At 40.5% G+C, this 16,803-nt stretch carries 9 protein-coding genes; 1 reads left to right on the top strand and 8 read right to left on the bottom strand.

Going from position 1 to position 16,803, the window contains the following annotated elements; all coding sequences use genetic code 11:
• Positions 1-48: 48 nt before the first annotated feature.
• The 6 genes from cysK to BPR_RS05545 all read right to left on the bottom strand — a co-directional run bounded on the left by cysK (position 49) and on the right by BPR_RS05545 (position 10,039).
• The gene (gene cysK / locus BPR_RS05565) at positions 49-984 is read right to left on the bottom strand and encodes a cysteine synthase A (protein ID WP_013280485.1); all 936 of its coding nucleotides are present in this window, start codon (positions 982-984) and stop codon (positions 49-51) included.
• Between the two features lie 261 nt (positions 985-1,245).
• Entirely contained in the window at positions 1,246-3,294 is a 2,049-nt protein-coding gene (locus BPR_RS05560; protein WP_042256624.1) for a methyl-accepting chemotaxis protein, read from the bottom strand.
• Positions 3,295-3,467: 173 nt separating this feature from the next.
• Positions 3,468-7,256: a starch-binding protein gene (locus tag BPR_RS19690; RefSeq protein WP_013280483.1), complete on the bottom strand. Its 3,789-nt coding sequence runs from the start codon at positions 7,254-7,256 to the stop codon at positions 3,468-3,470.
• Between the two features lie 285 nt (positions 7,257-7,541).
• Positions 7,542-8,591, bottom strand: coding sequence for a tRNA preQ1(34) S-adenosylmethionine ribosyltransferase-isomerase QueA (gene queA / locus BPR_RS05550; RefSeq protein ID WP_013280482.1), 1,050 nt, complete (start codon positions 8,589-8,591; stop codon positions 7,542-7,544).
• Between the two features lie 119 nt (positions 8,592-8,710).
• On the bottom strand, positions 8,711-8,887 hold the full coding sequence (locus BPR_RS20710; RefSeq protein ID WP_013280481.1) for a hypothetical protein: 177 nt from the start codon (positions 8,885-8,887) through the stop codon (positions 8,711-8,713).
• A 126-nt stretch (positions 8,888-9,013) separates the two neighbouring features.
• Positions 9,014-10,039, bottom strand: a complete 1,026-nt coding sequence (locus BPR_RS05545) for a pectinesterase family protein (RefSeq protein ID WP_013280480.1) — start codon at positions 10,037-10,039, stop codon at positions 9,014-9,016.
• 177 nt (positions 10,040-10,216) lie between these two features.
• On the opposite strand from BPR_RS05545, the gene BPR_RS20325 reads away from it, so the two are divergent.
• Positions 10,217-12,295 carry an endo-1,4-beta-xylanase gene (locus tag BPR_RS20325; RefSeq protein WP_013280479.1) on the top strand — a complete coding sequence of 693 codons (2,079 nt, stop codon included), beginning with the start codon at positions 10,217-10,219 and terminating at the stop codon, positions 12,293-12,295.
• An 89-nt stretch (positions 12,296-12,384) separates the two neighbouring features.
• Here the strand turns inward: BPR_RS20325 and BPR_RS05535 are convergent, their stop codons facing one another.
• Together BPR_RS05535 and BPR_RS05525 are read right to left on the bottom strand one after the other, a co-directional pair.
• A complete protein-coding gene (locus BPR_RS05535; RefSeq protein ID WP_042256622.1) occupies positions 12,385-13,017 on the bottom strand; it encodes a hypothetical protein in 633 nt (210 codons plus the stop codon).
• A gap of 644 nt (positions 13,018-13,661) precedes the next feature.
• Positions 13,662-16,781, bottom strand: a complete 3,120-nt coding sequence (locus BPR_RS05525) for a glycosyl hydrolase 115 family protein (protein WP_013280477.1) — start codon at positions 16,779-16,781, stop codon at positions 13,662-13,664.
• Positions 16,782-16,803: the final 22 nt, after the last annotated feature.

Below are 16,803 nucleotides of genomic sequence, written 5' to 3'. Positions count from 1 at the left end.
ATATAAAGAATTTCAAATGAGAAATTCCTTTTGCCGAGTACTTGTTTATCAATTAGCGAACAATGGTGTAGAAAGGTATCTGTCACCTGAATCAGGTAAAAGAACTACAATATTCTTACCCTTGTTCTCCTCTCTCTGTGCAAGAATTGTTGCTGCCTTAAGTGCTGCACCTGAAGAAATTCCTACAAGGATACCCTCAGAAACAGCAAACTTCTTGCCTTCTGCAAAAGCATCATCATTATCTATAGCGATAACTTCATCATAAATCTTGGTGTTAAGAGTCTCAGGAACAAATCCTGCACCAATTCCCTGTATCTTGTGAGCACCAGCCTCGCCTTTAGACAGGACAGGACTGCTTGCCGGCTCAACAGCAACAATCTTGACATCAGGATTAACCTCTTTAAGGAATTCTCCAACACCTGTAATTGTTCCGCCTGTACCAACACCTGCTACAAAGATATCAACCTGTCCGTCAGTCTGCTTCCAGATTTCAGGGCCTGTAGTCTTTCTATGAACCTCAGGGTTTGCTGGATTAACAAACTGACCAAGGATTATAGATCCTTCAATTTCCTTTTCAAGCTCTTCAGCCTTGGCGATTGCGCCCTTCATACCTTTAGCTCCCTCTGTGAGAACTATCTCAGCGCCATAAGCCTTTAAAAGGTTTCTTCTCTCAACACTCATTGTATCAGGAAGAGTAAGGATTGCTCTGTATCCCTTTGCTGCTGCAACTGCTGCAAGTCCGATTCCTGTATTTCCACTTGTGGGCTCAATTATTGTTGCGCCCGGCTTAAGCTTGCCACTCTTCTCAGCATCTTCTATCATGCTAAGCGCTACTCTATCCTTGACTGAACCAGCCGGATTAAGATACTCAAGCTTTGCAAGAATATTTGCATTTTCCACTCCTGCAGCTTTACTATATCCGTTAAGTTTAAGAATTGGTGTTCCCCCGATAAGTTCAAGTGCGCTCTGTTTGATGTCTGCCATTGTCATTTCCTCCATTTATATTTTATTGTGATTAAATTTTTGTAAGTACTTGTTTAGCTCTTGTTTGTTTTGATGTTTAAAATATACCACAGCAAAGTCGCAAGTAAAATTAACCAAACCTTATAGCAAGGTATAACCTTAGTTTAAATCCCAGCGACAGTAAGGCATAACCTTAAATTCAAAAAGAAAGCCCACCGCGGACCAGCGCAGTGAGCCTTCTTTTACCTATATACTCTTGAACCAATGATTCATGAATATTTATTACTGAATTGTAAACCTTTCCAGGTTATCATTGATCGTATCAACAGCTTCTGATACAGAATTTGCTGCGCTTGCAACAAGTTCTGATGACGTTGCAACGCCCTTTGCAGCCTCTGTTACCCTGTCAACGTTATCAGCAATTTCCTGAGTGGATGCTGACTGTTCTTCTGAAACAGATGCCATATTGGTAGCTACATCATTAACCTTCTCCATCTGCTCAGCCATAGCAGCAAGAGTTTCGTTTGCATCTGACAACTGCCTTGTAATCTCTTCAAATGTAGTTGCCGCTGTATTAACGGACTCTGCACTTGCGTTTATAAGCTGAGTATTAGATTCTGATTTCTGTGAAAGCTGCTGTACTCTCGCTGACATTTCCTTAATGATATCAGCAATCTGTTTGGTAGCATCTGCGGAGTTCTGTGCAAGCTGTCCAATCTCCTGAGCTACAACAGCAAATCCTTTTCCTGCTTCTCCAGCTCTTGCAGCCTCAATGCTGGCATTAAGTGACAAGAGATTTGTCTGTGAAGAAATGGAGTTGATAAGGTCTACAATCTGATTGATCTTGTCCGCAGCTTCATCGACACTTGCAACTGCATCTGCCATATCTTTCATGGAATCTACAATATCATTCATTCCTCCGGCAACATTTGCCATATCATGCTGTCCGGAATCTGCCTTGGATACGAGTTCATTCATTGTCTTCTCAATATCCTGCTCCTGCTCTGTTACGCTTGCAACAGTCTGTGCAAGGACAGTGGCATTTTCAGCGACTTCATTAACAGCCTTAGCCATGTTTTCAATGTTCTCTCGTATCTGAGTCATGCTGGCTGACTGTTCATTAGCAGCGCCTTCCAGATCTTCCGCAGTATCCTTGGATGTCTGGGCATCTCCCATAAGTTTTCCGGAAACATCCTTGATTTCACTAAGAGACGATCTCATTCCGCTTACGAAATCGCCCATCGCATTATTCATATATGCAATCTCATCATCACCATTAGAAGAAATATTTACAGTAAAGTCACCACCTGATATCTTCTCTATATTGTCAGTCAGTGCACTAACCGGATGCTTGATCAGCTTTCGAAGAACAATATTCATGATAACAATAACTGCTACAACAGAAATGACCACAACAAATAACAGGACAATTACTATATTACGCATTGTTGCAAGCACTTCACTCTGCTTGGCATAAACTATTACGCTCCAGTCGGTACCACTTACTCCTGATGCTGCAAAATAGTAATTGACATTTCCTACTTTAACCGGTGTTACTTCATGAACCTCTTTTCCTGCTTCAGAAGCTGCAAATTCTCCAATAGCAGTAAGGAAAGGATTATCCTGTAAATCTGCAATGTTAGAGCCACACAAAGATGGGTCTTCTTTATATGAAAGTATGAGTCCCTGACTGGTAACCATCGTAGCGCCGCCGGTTTCATAAAGCTTAACTTCATTTAATTTTTCCTGTGTATTAGACATCATAAGATCTGCTGCAAAGCAGCCTTCTCTTCCATCTTTCAAATGAACCTTACGCATAACTGAAGCGCAAAGATCACCAGTAACTGTATCAAAATAAGGAACATCATAGAAGTAGAACCAGCTGTTTGTATAAGTCATTGCTTCCTTATACATTACATTTTCCGTAACTTTTTCTATCTTGTAGTCCGGTGCATTAGGATATATGAATGTTTCATCATTGAGCATAAGATATGCTCCTGTAGGTATCATTGCATACCTTCCAAGAGTTCCAGCCATGTAATTCATGATTTCCTGATCATTATCATATTCATTTTGCTCAATTGCATCTGCAACACCATTCAGATAATAGAATGTTGCATTAAGCTCTCTGTTGACAGAGCCTGCATCTACAGAAACATGATTTTCAAGCGATGAATAAATGAGATCTTTGATCATTCCATAGCCAAGTGAAAATGTTACGCCCTCTGCAACTAAAATGCTTACCAGAAGCATAACAACAAAAAGAAGCGAAAGCCTTGCACTCAGTGCCTTTGGTGATCCATTTTTTGTACCAGCTGATTTTGCGCCCATGATGCCCTCCTTCAATTAACTATATTTAAAATATTAATGAGTGATATAAAGCCACAAAATCAGTATACAAAAGATTTATTAAAACCATGTAAACTATTTATTTTTTTACAATTAAATAATGTAAAAAAATACCCTCTTTGCAGAAACTCTGCAAAGAGGGTACATGTCGCTTATTATTTTCCTACGCTAATAAGCTTGCCGTTTTCATCAAATGTGTATTTCTTGAAGAATCTTGTAATTGTCTCAGATACAGCAAGTGTTCCATCATTCTTGGCATAATATGTATCACCGTCTACTGTGAACATATAATCCTTGGCAACTCTTCCGTTAGCTTTGCCGTAATATCTCTGTCCCTCATAGGTTGTAAAGCCCTTAACAGCCTTGCAATCAGAACCTAAGATATACTCTGAGAAGTATATTGCAGTCTTAACGTCATGCATGAGCCTTCCATCTGAATCAGGAATATAGTATTCTCCGTCTATTTCCAGAAGTCCGCTCTTTACAATCTTACCATTAGACTTTGCATAGTACTTATCACCATTGTAATCGAAAAGACCTGTCACAAGCACTCCATCTTCGCCAAGATAATAATCTGAGCCGTATTCTCTGATTATTTCATTACTTGCGATCCTGCCTTCATCAAGAGCTCTGTACTTTTTATCTTCTACAGTAACCCACTTGTTTATAGCCATTACACCAGTATTTTCAGCAAAGTATCTGAGAATACCGTCAACTTCGTGGAATCCTGTAAGCTTCTCACCATCTTCTGTTACAAGATAGTATTTGCTATACTTCTTGGTAAGAGTAGCTTCAGGCTCCTGAGGCTCTTCCGGAGCAGAAGGATCATCTGTAGATATACCAAGGAATGAATAAACCTCTTCCTTACTTGCAAAGCTGTCTCTGCTACTAAATGTGAAATAGTTCTTTGTGCTTGTGATATTCTTGTTATCATCAAGCTGCGTACCATTTCCATTGTTAAAGATATATGTAAGAGTTCCGCTTTCAAGAGCTTTGGAAGGAACCTCTGCTCTTAACCAGTTGCTGTCCTCTTCCTTTTCCATGAGCTTACCAGGCCATGTGCCTACAAGATTATTGTATTCGCCATCTGTTCCGCCAAATACATAAAGATATACATTCTTCCAGTTTGCATCATCAGCTTTTTCGTTGTAGAAGTATACTGTCTCATATGTAACATCGCCAGCACCGGCAATAGCTTCCATAGCATCCTTTTTGGAGCCATATTTCTGATAGGAAATACCATTATTCAGGATAAATCTGTATTTCATATCAGAAATCTTCATGTCATTTGTCTGTTTGCCATTGTTGCCGTTGTTAAAGATGATGTTAAGGTCTTCGCTTGGGCCTGCAGGAAGAACTACGCTGTACCAGCCATCCTCATCCTGAGTCAGTTCTTTACCCGGCCAGTCTCCAAGAGCTGTTGCTCCCCAGGTATATGCGCAAACTTTGTCCCAGCCTTCTGTGTTATAGAAATAAGCTGTTGTATATGATCCGGATACCCCAAGTGCCTTCTCTGCAGATTCCTTATCTTCATATCTGTTTACAATAAGCTGACCATTTGATTTTTCTGCATCTACCGCAAGATAAATATCCTTGCTATCCGGTGTTATGCCCTCTACATTTACAGTCTGAATACCGTTTCCATTATTAAAGATAAGATTAAATGCTGTAATCTCACCGGTAGTCTTAACATCTGCTCTATACCAGCCTGAACCTTCATTTACAGCAACTGTTCCCGGCCATCCGCCAAAGAGCTGTGCTCCTCCGTCAAGCCATCCGTATGTATATACGCTGCCCCAGTTTTCAGTGTTAAAGAAATATACAGGATATGTATGAATTCCAAGTCCTTCTTCAGTTTCAGCCTTAGAATAGTAAAGCTCTGAGCTGTCAGGAGTAGCAAATGTTCCGCTTTCTGCTGTAATCTGAAACTCTGGAGAAACCTCTTTTCCATCTGCGCTCTCAAATCTTATGGTGAACTCATCATCAAGAACAGTTACCTGGAACCATCCATCATTTTCATCAATTGTATCAAGTGTTTCTTCTGCATTATCAACTCTTGCTACAACACCATTCCAGTTCTTATTGTTGTAGAAAGAAATAACCTTACCTGTTCCATCTATTTTTTCAGACAGAACTACTACTCCCTCGCCCTCAACAGATCCGCTGAGCACACCATCCTTTACAAGAAATACTGCGTTGCTTCCTTCAACCTGATCAGGATAGATGCCATCTGATAAGTGTGTCTCTGTGCTGATAGTTGTTCTGGTCTGTGCTGCATTTACGATTACAGCTCCCTGAACTGTATCGTTATATCTTTCAATCATAAGTGTCTGTATATTGCCGCCCGGATTTGAAAGATATTCATCAGCTTCGCCCATCTTTTCACGGAAAAGATTAACCGCCTTGACTTCAGGTGCCTTATAGATAGGGCTTCCTGCTGCACCAATAAGGTTATCGCCATATGGATTTTCTGCAGAGCTGTTGTTAGGTCTGCTAAAGAACAAAGGTGTTCCTGCATCTCTTGCTGCGATAATTGACCAGCCCATGATGACCATATCGTCATCAATAGACTTCCAGCAGCTCTCAGAATCGTTCATGTAGTTGTCATGAGACTCAACCCAGGTAACAAGCTTTTCTGTATCTGCAGTATAAGTTGACCCATAAGCTGTATCATCATAAATCTGATAATCCAAAAGTCTGTTTACAGAAAGATTTCCGCTTGAAAGAGCAGATCTAAGGCTTGAGCCATAGTTGCTGGCAGTTGTTCCGCCAATATACTGCTGATATGCTGCAAGTCTGTCATTTGTTCCCTGAAGCACTTCTCCATAGACAAAGAGTTCATCGTAGCTCTTTGTTCCTACTTCTTCTGAGTAATCATTAAGAGCCTCTCTCATGTTTGGATAAAAAGTGTTTCTGCCAGCGTCTGAATAATCAGAAGGAACAGGATCATCAGGAAGTGAAATGTGCTTGGCAGTATCAATTCTGAATCCATCTGCGCCGAGATATACGCAGTCTTTAAGGAATTCATAGAAGTACTGTTGGAATCCTGTATTCTCTGTATCCACGTCAGGAAGTCCGCCCATAGAATAGTAAGTAAGCTCTAATCTGTCTGTATATCCACCGCCTATCTTACCTGTTGTGTGGTAAAGAGCCTCGCTTCCGCCTGCAGCTTCCTTAAGAGCTTTGGCAATATTACCTGTAGATGGAGTTGTATGGTTTGGAAGGATATCTACAATAACAGCAACTCCATACTCATCGGCAACATCGCACATGTGCTTGAATTCATCACGGCTTCCGAGCTGATAGTTACCAATAACCCAGTCTGTTGGCTGATAGTGGTAATACCACATTCCATCAGGGCCATGCAGATTCATACCGGGATTAGTTGAAAGACATTCATTGATCGGAGATGTCTGAACAGCTGTATATCCGGCATCTGCAATATCTGCCATATTATCAGCTATAGTATTAAAGCTCCAGCAAAATGCATGAAGGATTGCTCCATCATGAATACTATCTCTTGTAACAAGGCTGTTATCTGCTTCCCTGGCCTCTCTTGGTGCCAGTGTATAAAGCTCAGCCTTTGCAGTAGAAAGTTCTCCAGCCGCAGTTACTGTTATCTCATCAGTTTCTGGCAAAGCAGTATGATCATATTCATCAAAAGAACTGTCTGATTCTGAAGCTCCATCATTTTCAGCTGAAAGTTCCTTGCTTGAAGCATCTGTTATCGCTTCATCTGTGTCATTATCTGCTTCTGCATCTGACGCTTCATTAGATGATGCATCAGTAGCACTTTCAGTGTTCTCTTTGGTCTCATCAAGGACCAATGCATCATTACTTTCCATCGCGTATGCAGTGGAAACGTTTCCAATCGAACTCAAAAAAATAGACAAGCTAAGGCCTGCCGCAGATACTAATCTGCCCCACAATTTTCCCCTTTTCATACAACCTCCAAATCTAGTGTGGAACTGAATTTGGCAGCTTGTAGGCTGCCTGACAATAGTTACATCTTTTGCTAATAAACATATTAGCGTTAACCGATTAACTGCTTGATAACTAAATTATAGTTTTCGGCACTATTACCGTCAATTGTTGAAAGTTTTATAATTTCCGGAAACGTTTTTGTAAGATTTGCATAGTTAACCTTTAACCATCGATTAAAATGGAGCAATAATATACCAAAAAGGTGTTATCGCTTTTAAAGTGCGACAACACCTTTACTGATCATATTATATAAACAAACAGGCATCTCCAAATGAGAAGAATCTGTATTTTTCCTTGATAGCTGTCTCGTATGCGTTAAGTACATGTTCTCTTCCGGCGAAAGCAGAAACAAGCATTACAAGTGTTGATTCAGGAAGGTGGAAGTTAGTAATAAGACCATCCATCAGCTTGAACTTGTATCCCGGATATATGAAGATTGATGTATCTCCGCTTGCAGCTGACAATGTGCCGTCTTCACCTGCTGCACTTTCAATTGTTCTGCAGCTTGTTGTTCCTACGCATATTACTCTGTGGCCTGACTCTTTAGCCTTATTGATCTTGTCAGCAGCTTCCTGAGTCACCTGATACCATTCTGTGTGCATATGATGCTCTTTAACATTGGTTACTTTAACCGGCCTGAAGGTTCCAAGTCCAACATGAAGTGTAACAAAAGCAATATCTACTCCTTTTTCCCTGATCTTATCAAGAAGTTCATCCGTAAAATGAAGACCGGCTGTAGGTGCGGCTGCAGAGCCCTCATACTTGGCATATACAGTCTGGTACATGTTCTTATCCTGAAGCTTATGTGTGATATATGGTGGAAGCGGCATTTCACCAAGTCTGTCCAAAACCTCTTCCCAGATACCGTCATAATAAAACTTAACCAGACGGTTTCCTTCATCTACAATATCCATGATCTCAGCCTTTAAAATTCCGTCTCCGAATGAAACTTTTGCTCCGGGACGAAGCTTCTTACCGGGCTTAACAAGTGTCTCCCACACATCAGCTTCTTTTCTCTTAAGAAGAAGTATCTCTACTGCTGCACCGGTCTCCTCCTTAACTCCTAAAAGTCTTGCAGGAATAACCTTGGTATTATTAAGAACAAGGCAGTCTCCGGGCTGCAGATAGTTAATTACCTCATTAAAAACATGGTGTTCTACATTTCCTGTCTCTTTATCCATAACAAGGAGCTTACACTCATCCCTTTTCTCCATCGGATCCTGTGCTATAAGCTCCTGAGGCAGATCAAAATAATAATCAGCTGTTGAAAGACCTATTTCTCTATTTTCACTCATTATCTTACTTCCTATTCCTATGCTCCTATGTCAGCAAAAAGACATAAGAAAAACTGTTATACTCTTTTTAGTGCGAAAAAGAGTATAACAGTTTGATATAGTTATTGCAAATTTTGGCATCATTTTCTATCAGCAATAATAGCCAAAGTTTGGGAAATATCGTTAAGTGTCTGAGTCATATTCTGAACCATAAGCTGCATCTTGAGCTCATCTGACAAATCTTCTTTTTTGAATCTCTCCTTCATCTCCTTGATCCGCTGATTCTGAAGTGATGTAACCTCTGAAACTCTGCTCATATTTTCGCCCCTTTCTAACTACTCATCTATAACAAAACATAATAAGTTCCATAAAGTAATTCTACATTTAATAGTGGCGAATATGCTAAAATATCGATAAATTTTAAGTTAAAAAAGGATGACCTTTTATTCAGTTACTTTTTTCTTAAGCTCATCAGCTCTATCACTTAGATTCTTGTAGTCTTTTTCTGTAATATCTTTTACAAAGGCATTCTTTGCGTCTGCTACGATCACACTTGAATCTATAATATCAAGGCTTCTATATTCTCCATAGTAGGTATCAGGCTGATCCTTATCAACAGCTCCCCACCCTGAAAACCTCTCAGGTGCTATAGAATTATCCATTTTGCAGTCCAAAAATACAGTTCTGGCTTCATCTCTCCAAGGCCTGCCTAAAAATACAGAGCCCTCTATACAACCTTCTTCACCCCTGACAGTGCAGTTTCTAAATACAAAGCCAAGATCATCCCTGCTTCCGCAGGCTGCTGTAATATAACCATTTATAAATCTTCCGTCCTGACTCTCACCTGCAGCCACATTTTTTTGCCTGTTATTGCAAACAATCAGACAATCCTCAAACACAGCATCTGCTCCGCCAAAGATAAAATCTACATCACCGTAAATCTCACAGTTTCTGTAAAGCTGAGCGGTTTTCTTTCTGGGATTTAGTACTCTTGGCCCCATAAATCCATTCTTTTGCCTCTCTGTAAGAGGAAGCGGCGCGCAGAAAAGTGTATCCTGATGGCCTGTCATCTTCACATTTTCAAAGAAACAAATGTTTGCATCTGCATAAACTGCAAGGGCCTGTCCGTGTAAAGAGCCATCTCCAACTGTATTAGCAATAGTCATATTCCTGACAGTAACTCTTTTGCCGCCAAAAAAGGCTGTATAAGAGCGGAAAGTTCCCATCTTAGAGCCATCCTCCATTTGATCAAAGGCGCCATCATCATATTCGATGATAGTCTTATCTATGCCGGCTCCTACAAAGGTGATATCGCTCTTTTCGCAAAAGAGCTTCTCATGATAGGTTCCTTCACCAATGTATATTATAGCTTTCTCCTCGTAAGGAACTGCCTGAATTGCCTCAGTTATTGTTGAATAATCTCCATTTTCCTTTTTTACATGTACTTCAAACATTCTTTTGCCTTTCATTTATATAGGTATTTGCGCTTAACAGAGCGCTTTGATGGCCTTCAAATGGCTTTAGTCAATATTCAAGCAGAAATGCGCAACTATTAAGTATTATCTTTTCACCGGTTCGTATATCATATGGTAACATAAGGCAATTTAAATGCCTACATCTAACGATAAAAAAGCCTTGGAGGCAATATGAATCTTAAAACAGCTTACGAACCATATTTTAAAATGGGTGCTGCTATTTCCAGATGGAATCTGCATACACCGGCTCATACCAAGCTCTTGACTGCGCAGTTTAACAGCTTCACCTGTGAAAACGACATGAAGCCTATGTACTACCTGGACAAGGATGCTAACAAAAAAGATCCCGAGAAATATAACCTTTCTCCGGCTCTTACCTTTGAAAACGCCATTCCCTATCTTGAATTTGCCAAAGATAATAAAATTGCCATGAGAGGACACACTCTGGTTTGGCACAACCAGACTCCAAAGTGGTTTTTCTGCGAAAGATATAACGAGAACTTTCCCATGGCTGATCGGGAGACTATCCTTGCAAGACTTGAAAGCTATATTCACGGAGTCCTTGATTTCGTACAGACAAATTACCCGGGAATCATTTATGCCTGGGATGTTGTAAACGAAATAGTTGATGAAGGCGCTTTCAGAAAATCCATTTGGACAGAAACTGTTGGCGAGGATTTCTTTATCAAGGCCTTTGAATTTGCCAGAAAATATGCAGCTCCGGAAGTATCTCTTTTCTACAACGACTATGAAACAGCCCAGCCCTGGAAAAGAGATTACATAATTGCCAATGTCCTTAAACCTCTTATGGATAAAGGACTTGTGGATGGAATGGGAATGCAGTCTCATCTTCTCATGGATCATCCTGATATCAATGAGTATCGTACAGCACTCGAAATGTACGGAGCAACCGGACTTCAGATTCACATAACAGAGCTTGATATGCACAACGCTGATCCAAGTGAAGAATCAATGCACGCTTTAGCGACAAGGTATCAGGAATTTTTCCAAACATACCTTGATGCCAAAAAATCAGGCAAAGCTAATATCACAAGTGTAACCTTCTGGAATCTCCTTGATGAGAACAGCTGGCTCTCAGGCTTTAGACGTGAAACGAGCTACCCACTTGTATTTAAGAGGAAATGCGAAGCCAAAGAAGCTTACTACACAGTTCTTAAAGCTGCTGTATCAGATGATTCAATTGACAAATGGGTTCCTGATTATAGCGAGGAAGATTATAAGCTTCAGGGAATGCCGACGCCTGATATAAAGCGCTTTAGAGAGAACATCTGGCAAGAAAATGAATATAACTACGAAGCTTCCTATGGTTTTATTCCTAATGTTTTTGCTTATCTTCACAATGATGACGTCAAGCGTGATTGTATGCTGGTCATACCAGGAGGTGGCTATTGCATGTGCTGCTCTCACGAGGGCGAGCTTGCAGCTATGGAATTCTACAACCGCGGAATGAATGCCTTTGTACTGAGCTACACTACAGATATCACTATGTCTGTCCCACTTCATAAACAACCTCTTGAAGATATATCAAGAGCAGTAAGATTTATCAGAAAGAATGCTTCCAAATACAATATAGATGGCAAAAAGCTCGTTATCATGGGCTTTTCTGCAGGTTCTCACGTATGTGGAAGTCTTGCTGTCCATTTTGATGACGTTATAGAAAATAATCCTGAATATGCTGATATTTCAAACAGGCCAGACGGTGTCATACTCTCCTATCCTGTTATAACAACAGGTGAGTATACTCACGCTGACTCTGTCAGAACACTTTTAGGAGCTAATCCTACAGATGAAGAGCTTACATACTTCTCACTTGAGAAGCAGGTTAAAGATAATACTCCACCCTGCTTTATCTGGCAGACCGAGGAGGACAGCGTAGTTCCTGTAGAAAATAGCTACCTATTTGCCAAGGCTCTCAGAGAAAAGAAAATTCCTTTTGCCCACTACGTATTTCCAAGAGGTTTCCACGGACTTACAGTAGCCAATGATGAATTCTTCTCAGGCTGGTCAGGCGGTGAATACTCTATGGAGCAGACAATGCGCGCAGCTTTCGCCGTAAAGGAAGGAAAAGGAGTAAATGTCTCCGAAAAAAGAAGGGAAGAACTTACACAGCAATTCTTTAGTGGCAAGGAGCAACCCGCAACCGGCATTGATTTAAGCCTCAAGGAAGATGTAGGTCTTTGGACTGATCTTGCATGGGCCTGGATCAATAAACTAATAAACCGTCTATAGATTTCTGTCTTTCTTCAGAAAAACTGGAATCTATATAAAAAGCAGATAATAAAAGCAACCTCTCCTTGTTATCGTTCGGAAAGTCATGCTCAGCAGAATGTGATAGAATCAATGACCATTGAGAGGTTGTCACTTACTAACATATCCATCTCATCATCGCCAGAGTTATGGCCTGTTGTTTCAAATACAAGGCAGCCGCCCTTGTAATCTCTTGCAATAATTGCTTCGTATAATCCAGAACCCTCTTCTGTAGGAGGAAGCATTGCAAGGTGTCCTGTTACATCTTCCGTTCCGGGAAATGTGCTCTCTGTCTGGATAGCACTTGCATTTCCCCAGCTCTTAACTGTAGCGTCAACTAAGTCCTTAGCACTAAATACCGGTTCATAATAAGCCTCGATCACGTTTGATCCAGCACAATCTCCTGTATATACAAAGAATACTTCATCATCCTGAGACATAACATTGATATATGCAGGATCATAGGTCACTGACCAGCCTTTAGGATCAGTGTATTTCTGATAATTTGAATCTGCCTGCTGCTCACCAAATGCTACATCGAATACTTCAGGTCCTGCCTTGGCAACAGCTTCTTCCTCAATTACCTTTTCAAAAATACTGGCTTCCTGTTCTTCTGCAGCCTTGCCACAACCTGCAAGAGCTCCCATCATAAATACTGCTGCTGTTAATGCTGAAATTGTCTTTGCCATTAAATTCTTCTTCATAATAAATTCTCCTCGTATATTAAAAAGTTTTTGTGTTTTTGTTTGTGACAATTACTTATACGAATCAAATTATTACTGTGGCAAAAAAATATTCTAACACCAAAGCTGTAGATGTATCACTCGATTATTTCATATACAAGCTATGTATATCTGTGCTGTAGTCGAGGAGGCAAATACATTTATCTCCTCCAGAAGTGTGTAAAGTGAGAATTGCCGTACGCAATTCCTGTAATAACAAATCACTCTTTTCTTCTCTAATGGTATTATCATGATTTTGGAAATAATACCAAGCCATATTATTATAGACATCTGTTATTACTTTTTTTCGATGGTTAGCTAGATTTTGACCTGTTTTTAATACCATGATCACTCTTTTAGTTATTGTGTTATTACAATTCGTAATAACAAATGGCGATTTTCTTCTCTGTTGGTATGATTTCATGTTCAGCAAGAAAAAAAGAATGTCGCGAGCGACATTCTCGCGCCGAGCGCGGTTGCATTTATGCAACATATACCTATCGCGCGATGTGCAGATCACTTGGCGAGGTTTTTTCGAGCCTAGTGAAATGTCCATACACAGTAGTGCGCATCTACAGAGTAACTGCCTATCCTGTGTACAGACAGGATAGGCAGCTTTAGTATTCTTATTTTACTGGCCCCAGATAGGATGCAGGAAGTTCATATCCACTACGCTTGATCACAAGCTTCTCTATTATAACTCCGGGATCACCGGCATAAACTCTGATAGTGTTAGCTCCTGCCTTGAGGCTTACACTTATGCTGACCTGTCTGCCTGCTGTTAATACGCCCTGAGCCCAGTCGTCATCCTGCCATTCTGTATAGTAATGGTCTGATACAGAATAAACTGTCTGAGGCTTGTCATCATTTGCAGCAACATAAAATCTCATCCTGCCGCCCTTTACTGAAGGATTCCTTGTCATCAGGTAAAAGATTATATCGGCCTTTATATCTTCATCTGAATAAACCTTATAGCTTACGTGAGGAACGTTATCACATGAAGCTTCGCTGACGGTATCTCCTGTAACTGTAGCTTCTGTGGCTATATTATTGTCGCAGACAACTTCATAGTTCTTCATTGGAGGAAATGCCTTTATTGCTGAGGCTTCTCTTCCAAGGAATTCAACTACTTCAAAGCCGCATCCATCAACTTTATTATTATCCTCAATATCTGCAGCATTTATGCAGCAGTATGGCTTTAATTTACTGATCACATTTCTGTCAGCATCAGGGCAACTTTCTCCCAATCTGAATAACAGATCCACGTAGGTTTTTTGTCCATTGTCAAAAGAGATGTCAACACGCCCCTTAACCTCTGATACATTAACTGTAGACCCACTAAAGCTAAAGGCAACTGTATCTCTGCAGGTTTTATATTTATCTGCTAAGCTAATCTGTGGATTATTTAATTGTTCCGCTAAAAATCCAACTCTTCCTTCCTTCTTGTCGCAGATAATAGCAGCAGAATCAAGAGTAATCTTGTACTCAAAACCAATTTCACCTCTCGTATCAATATCAAGAATCGCTCTCTGTCCAATCCCAGCCTTTGTTCTGTCCGCTTCTGTTCTATCAACTTTTGCTCCGACAAACGTAGCTAGATCATCACATACAAGCGGCGCCATATCCTGCCAATATGCTCCAAGATGATATCTGTCCTGCCCTCTGAAGGAAACCAGTGCTTTAGCAACAGTCAGTGGAGAAACCTTGTGAGCAACAGGATACGACCACTCTCTGTCATCCCAGCTTCTAAAGCCTGTATGCGCCGAACTAAGGCAATGATTCCATTTGCCATTTGCTATGTGGTGGAACTCATCTACAAGCTTTTTATCAAGGGCGATCCTAGCTTCTATCTCATCAATATAAGTATTAGCATAAAGACTTCCTTTTCTTGCCAGGTCATGATTCATACCTGTCAGTATCCAAGCAATGACAAGATTAATAGAAGCTGCTGCCGCGTAGTAAATAATACTTTCATAGGTTAAAAGAGCTTCCCCTGTAAGCTCATCTTTTAATTTATCCGCAGTAGCTAAAATGTCTCTGGCCATTGCAAGTATTCTTTCACCTTCACCTAAATGAACAGGGTGGTATATATGTTCATTCATGGTTTCAGGGGTTCTCATGGCATTGAGTCTTGTGTAACCCTCAAGCACCTTGAAGATATCATTTCTCTGTTCTTTACTAATGCGGCTGCCAAATTGCTGGTCAATCCACTTATAGGCAAATTCTTTAGTCTTATTAAGGCCATTTAATCCCCAGGTTTCGTAGTCATAGGCAAGCTCCATGAAAAAGCTAAGGGGATACTCCATCTCCTTAAGGTCGCCTACATTTACTATCCACATCTTGGTAACTCCGGCTTCATAAGCTGTAGTCATCTGCTCCCAGGTCTTAGTGAGCCTGTTACAGTTAGTCCACTCATAGCTTATAGGGGCACCGTGATAGTCAAAATGATAATACATACCATATCCGCCCGGATGCTTCCTCTCGGCTTCGGTAGGGAGATTTCTTAAATTGCCATGATTATCATCACTTAGAAGGAAAATAGCATCCTTAAGTTCTTCCCAATCCTTGAGACCTTCACATGTCTCATCTCCGTAGTAGTAATCCTCAACTTCTTTATAAATAGCAAGCATTCTCGGCACTTCTTTTAAGTCTTCAGAAATATGCTTCTTAAGAATACCATCCTGGGCAAGGATAGCTTTTTTGACAACCTCAATGTTATCCTTCATGGTTGCATCTTCAGGAAGAAGCTTACTGTCTGCCTCTCCTCTCATGCCGATTGTGATAACGCTCTCAAAATCCTTGTTTCTGAGTACACCGTTTTCCCAGAATTTTGTAATTGCCTTTTCATTGGACAAAAAGCTCCATGAATTGTCCTCTCCATACTCACGATACTGCTGTTGCCATTCATTGCCGGCTCTAAATAATGGCTCGTGATGAGAAGTTCCCATTATTACTCCAAGTTCATCAGCAAGCCTTGCATTCTCAATTCCAGGGCCATCCTCAGAGAAGTTGGAATTCCACATGGCAGGCCACATATAGTTGCCATTTAGTCTAAGCAGAAGTTCAAATACCTTGCGGTAGCACTTGGCATTGACTCCGCCAAATTTCTCATAAGCCCAGTTACCAAATGCCGGCCACTCATCATTTATGAAAAAGCCGCGGTAGTATACTGAAGGCTCCTTGGAAACATATATTCCTTCACTGATATTTACATAAAGCTTATCTCTCTTTTCAGGAATCGCATCACCAAAATATACAAGCGGTGATACTCCGCAAAGCCTTGATAAGTGGAACATTCCATAAATAGTTCCTCTCTTATCACTTCCTGCAATTACGAGAATTCTTCTTTCTTCATAATCCTCTGTAGAATTATCCGCAGAATTAGCTGCAAAACCATTTAATGAAGCACCTAAAATATCTTCTTCAATTTCTGAGTATTTCACAACACTCATCATGAAGACTTCTCTTTTTCCGCGAATAAGATCAAGGTCAATAAGTCCCTTCTGATCTAACTCATCCAAAAGAGCGCTCTTTCCGTCTGTAGCTACCAGTACGAGTGCATTTCCCGCTGATTTATCCAGGCTGTCAATAATAGCAGGCATTTTACCTGTGACAAGACATATATCCTCACAGATAGTCTCTCCAATTTTCTTAACGCCACTGTAAGCCTTGCTTTCTATGACTATATCTAAAACTCTGATTCCGTCAAATAAACAAACTGCGTGCAATTCATCAGTATTTCCCATAGTAAATCTATCCTCTGCATAA

The organism is Butyrivibrio proteoclasticus B316, assembly GCF_000145035.1.
Lineage (GTDB): Bacteria > Bacillota > Clostridia > Lachnospirales > Lachnospiraceae > Butyrivibrio > Butyrivibrio proteoclasticus.
The sequence above is the reverse complement of the archived record's forward strand: the minus strand, read 5'-3'. Positions and strand labels throughout refer to the sequence as shown.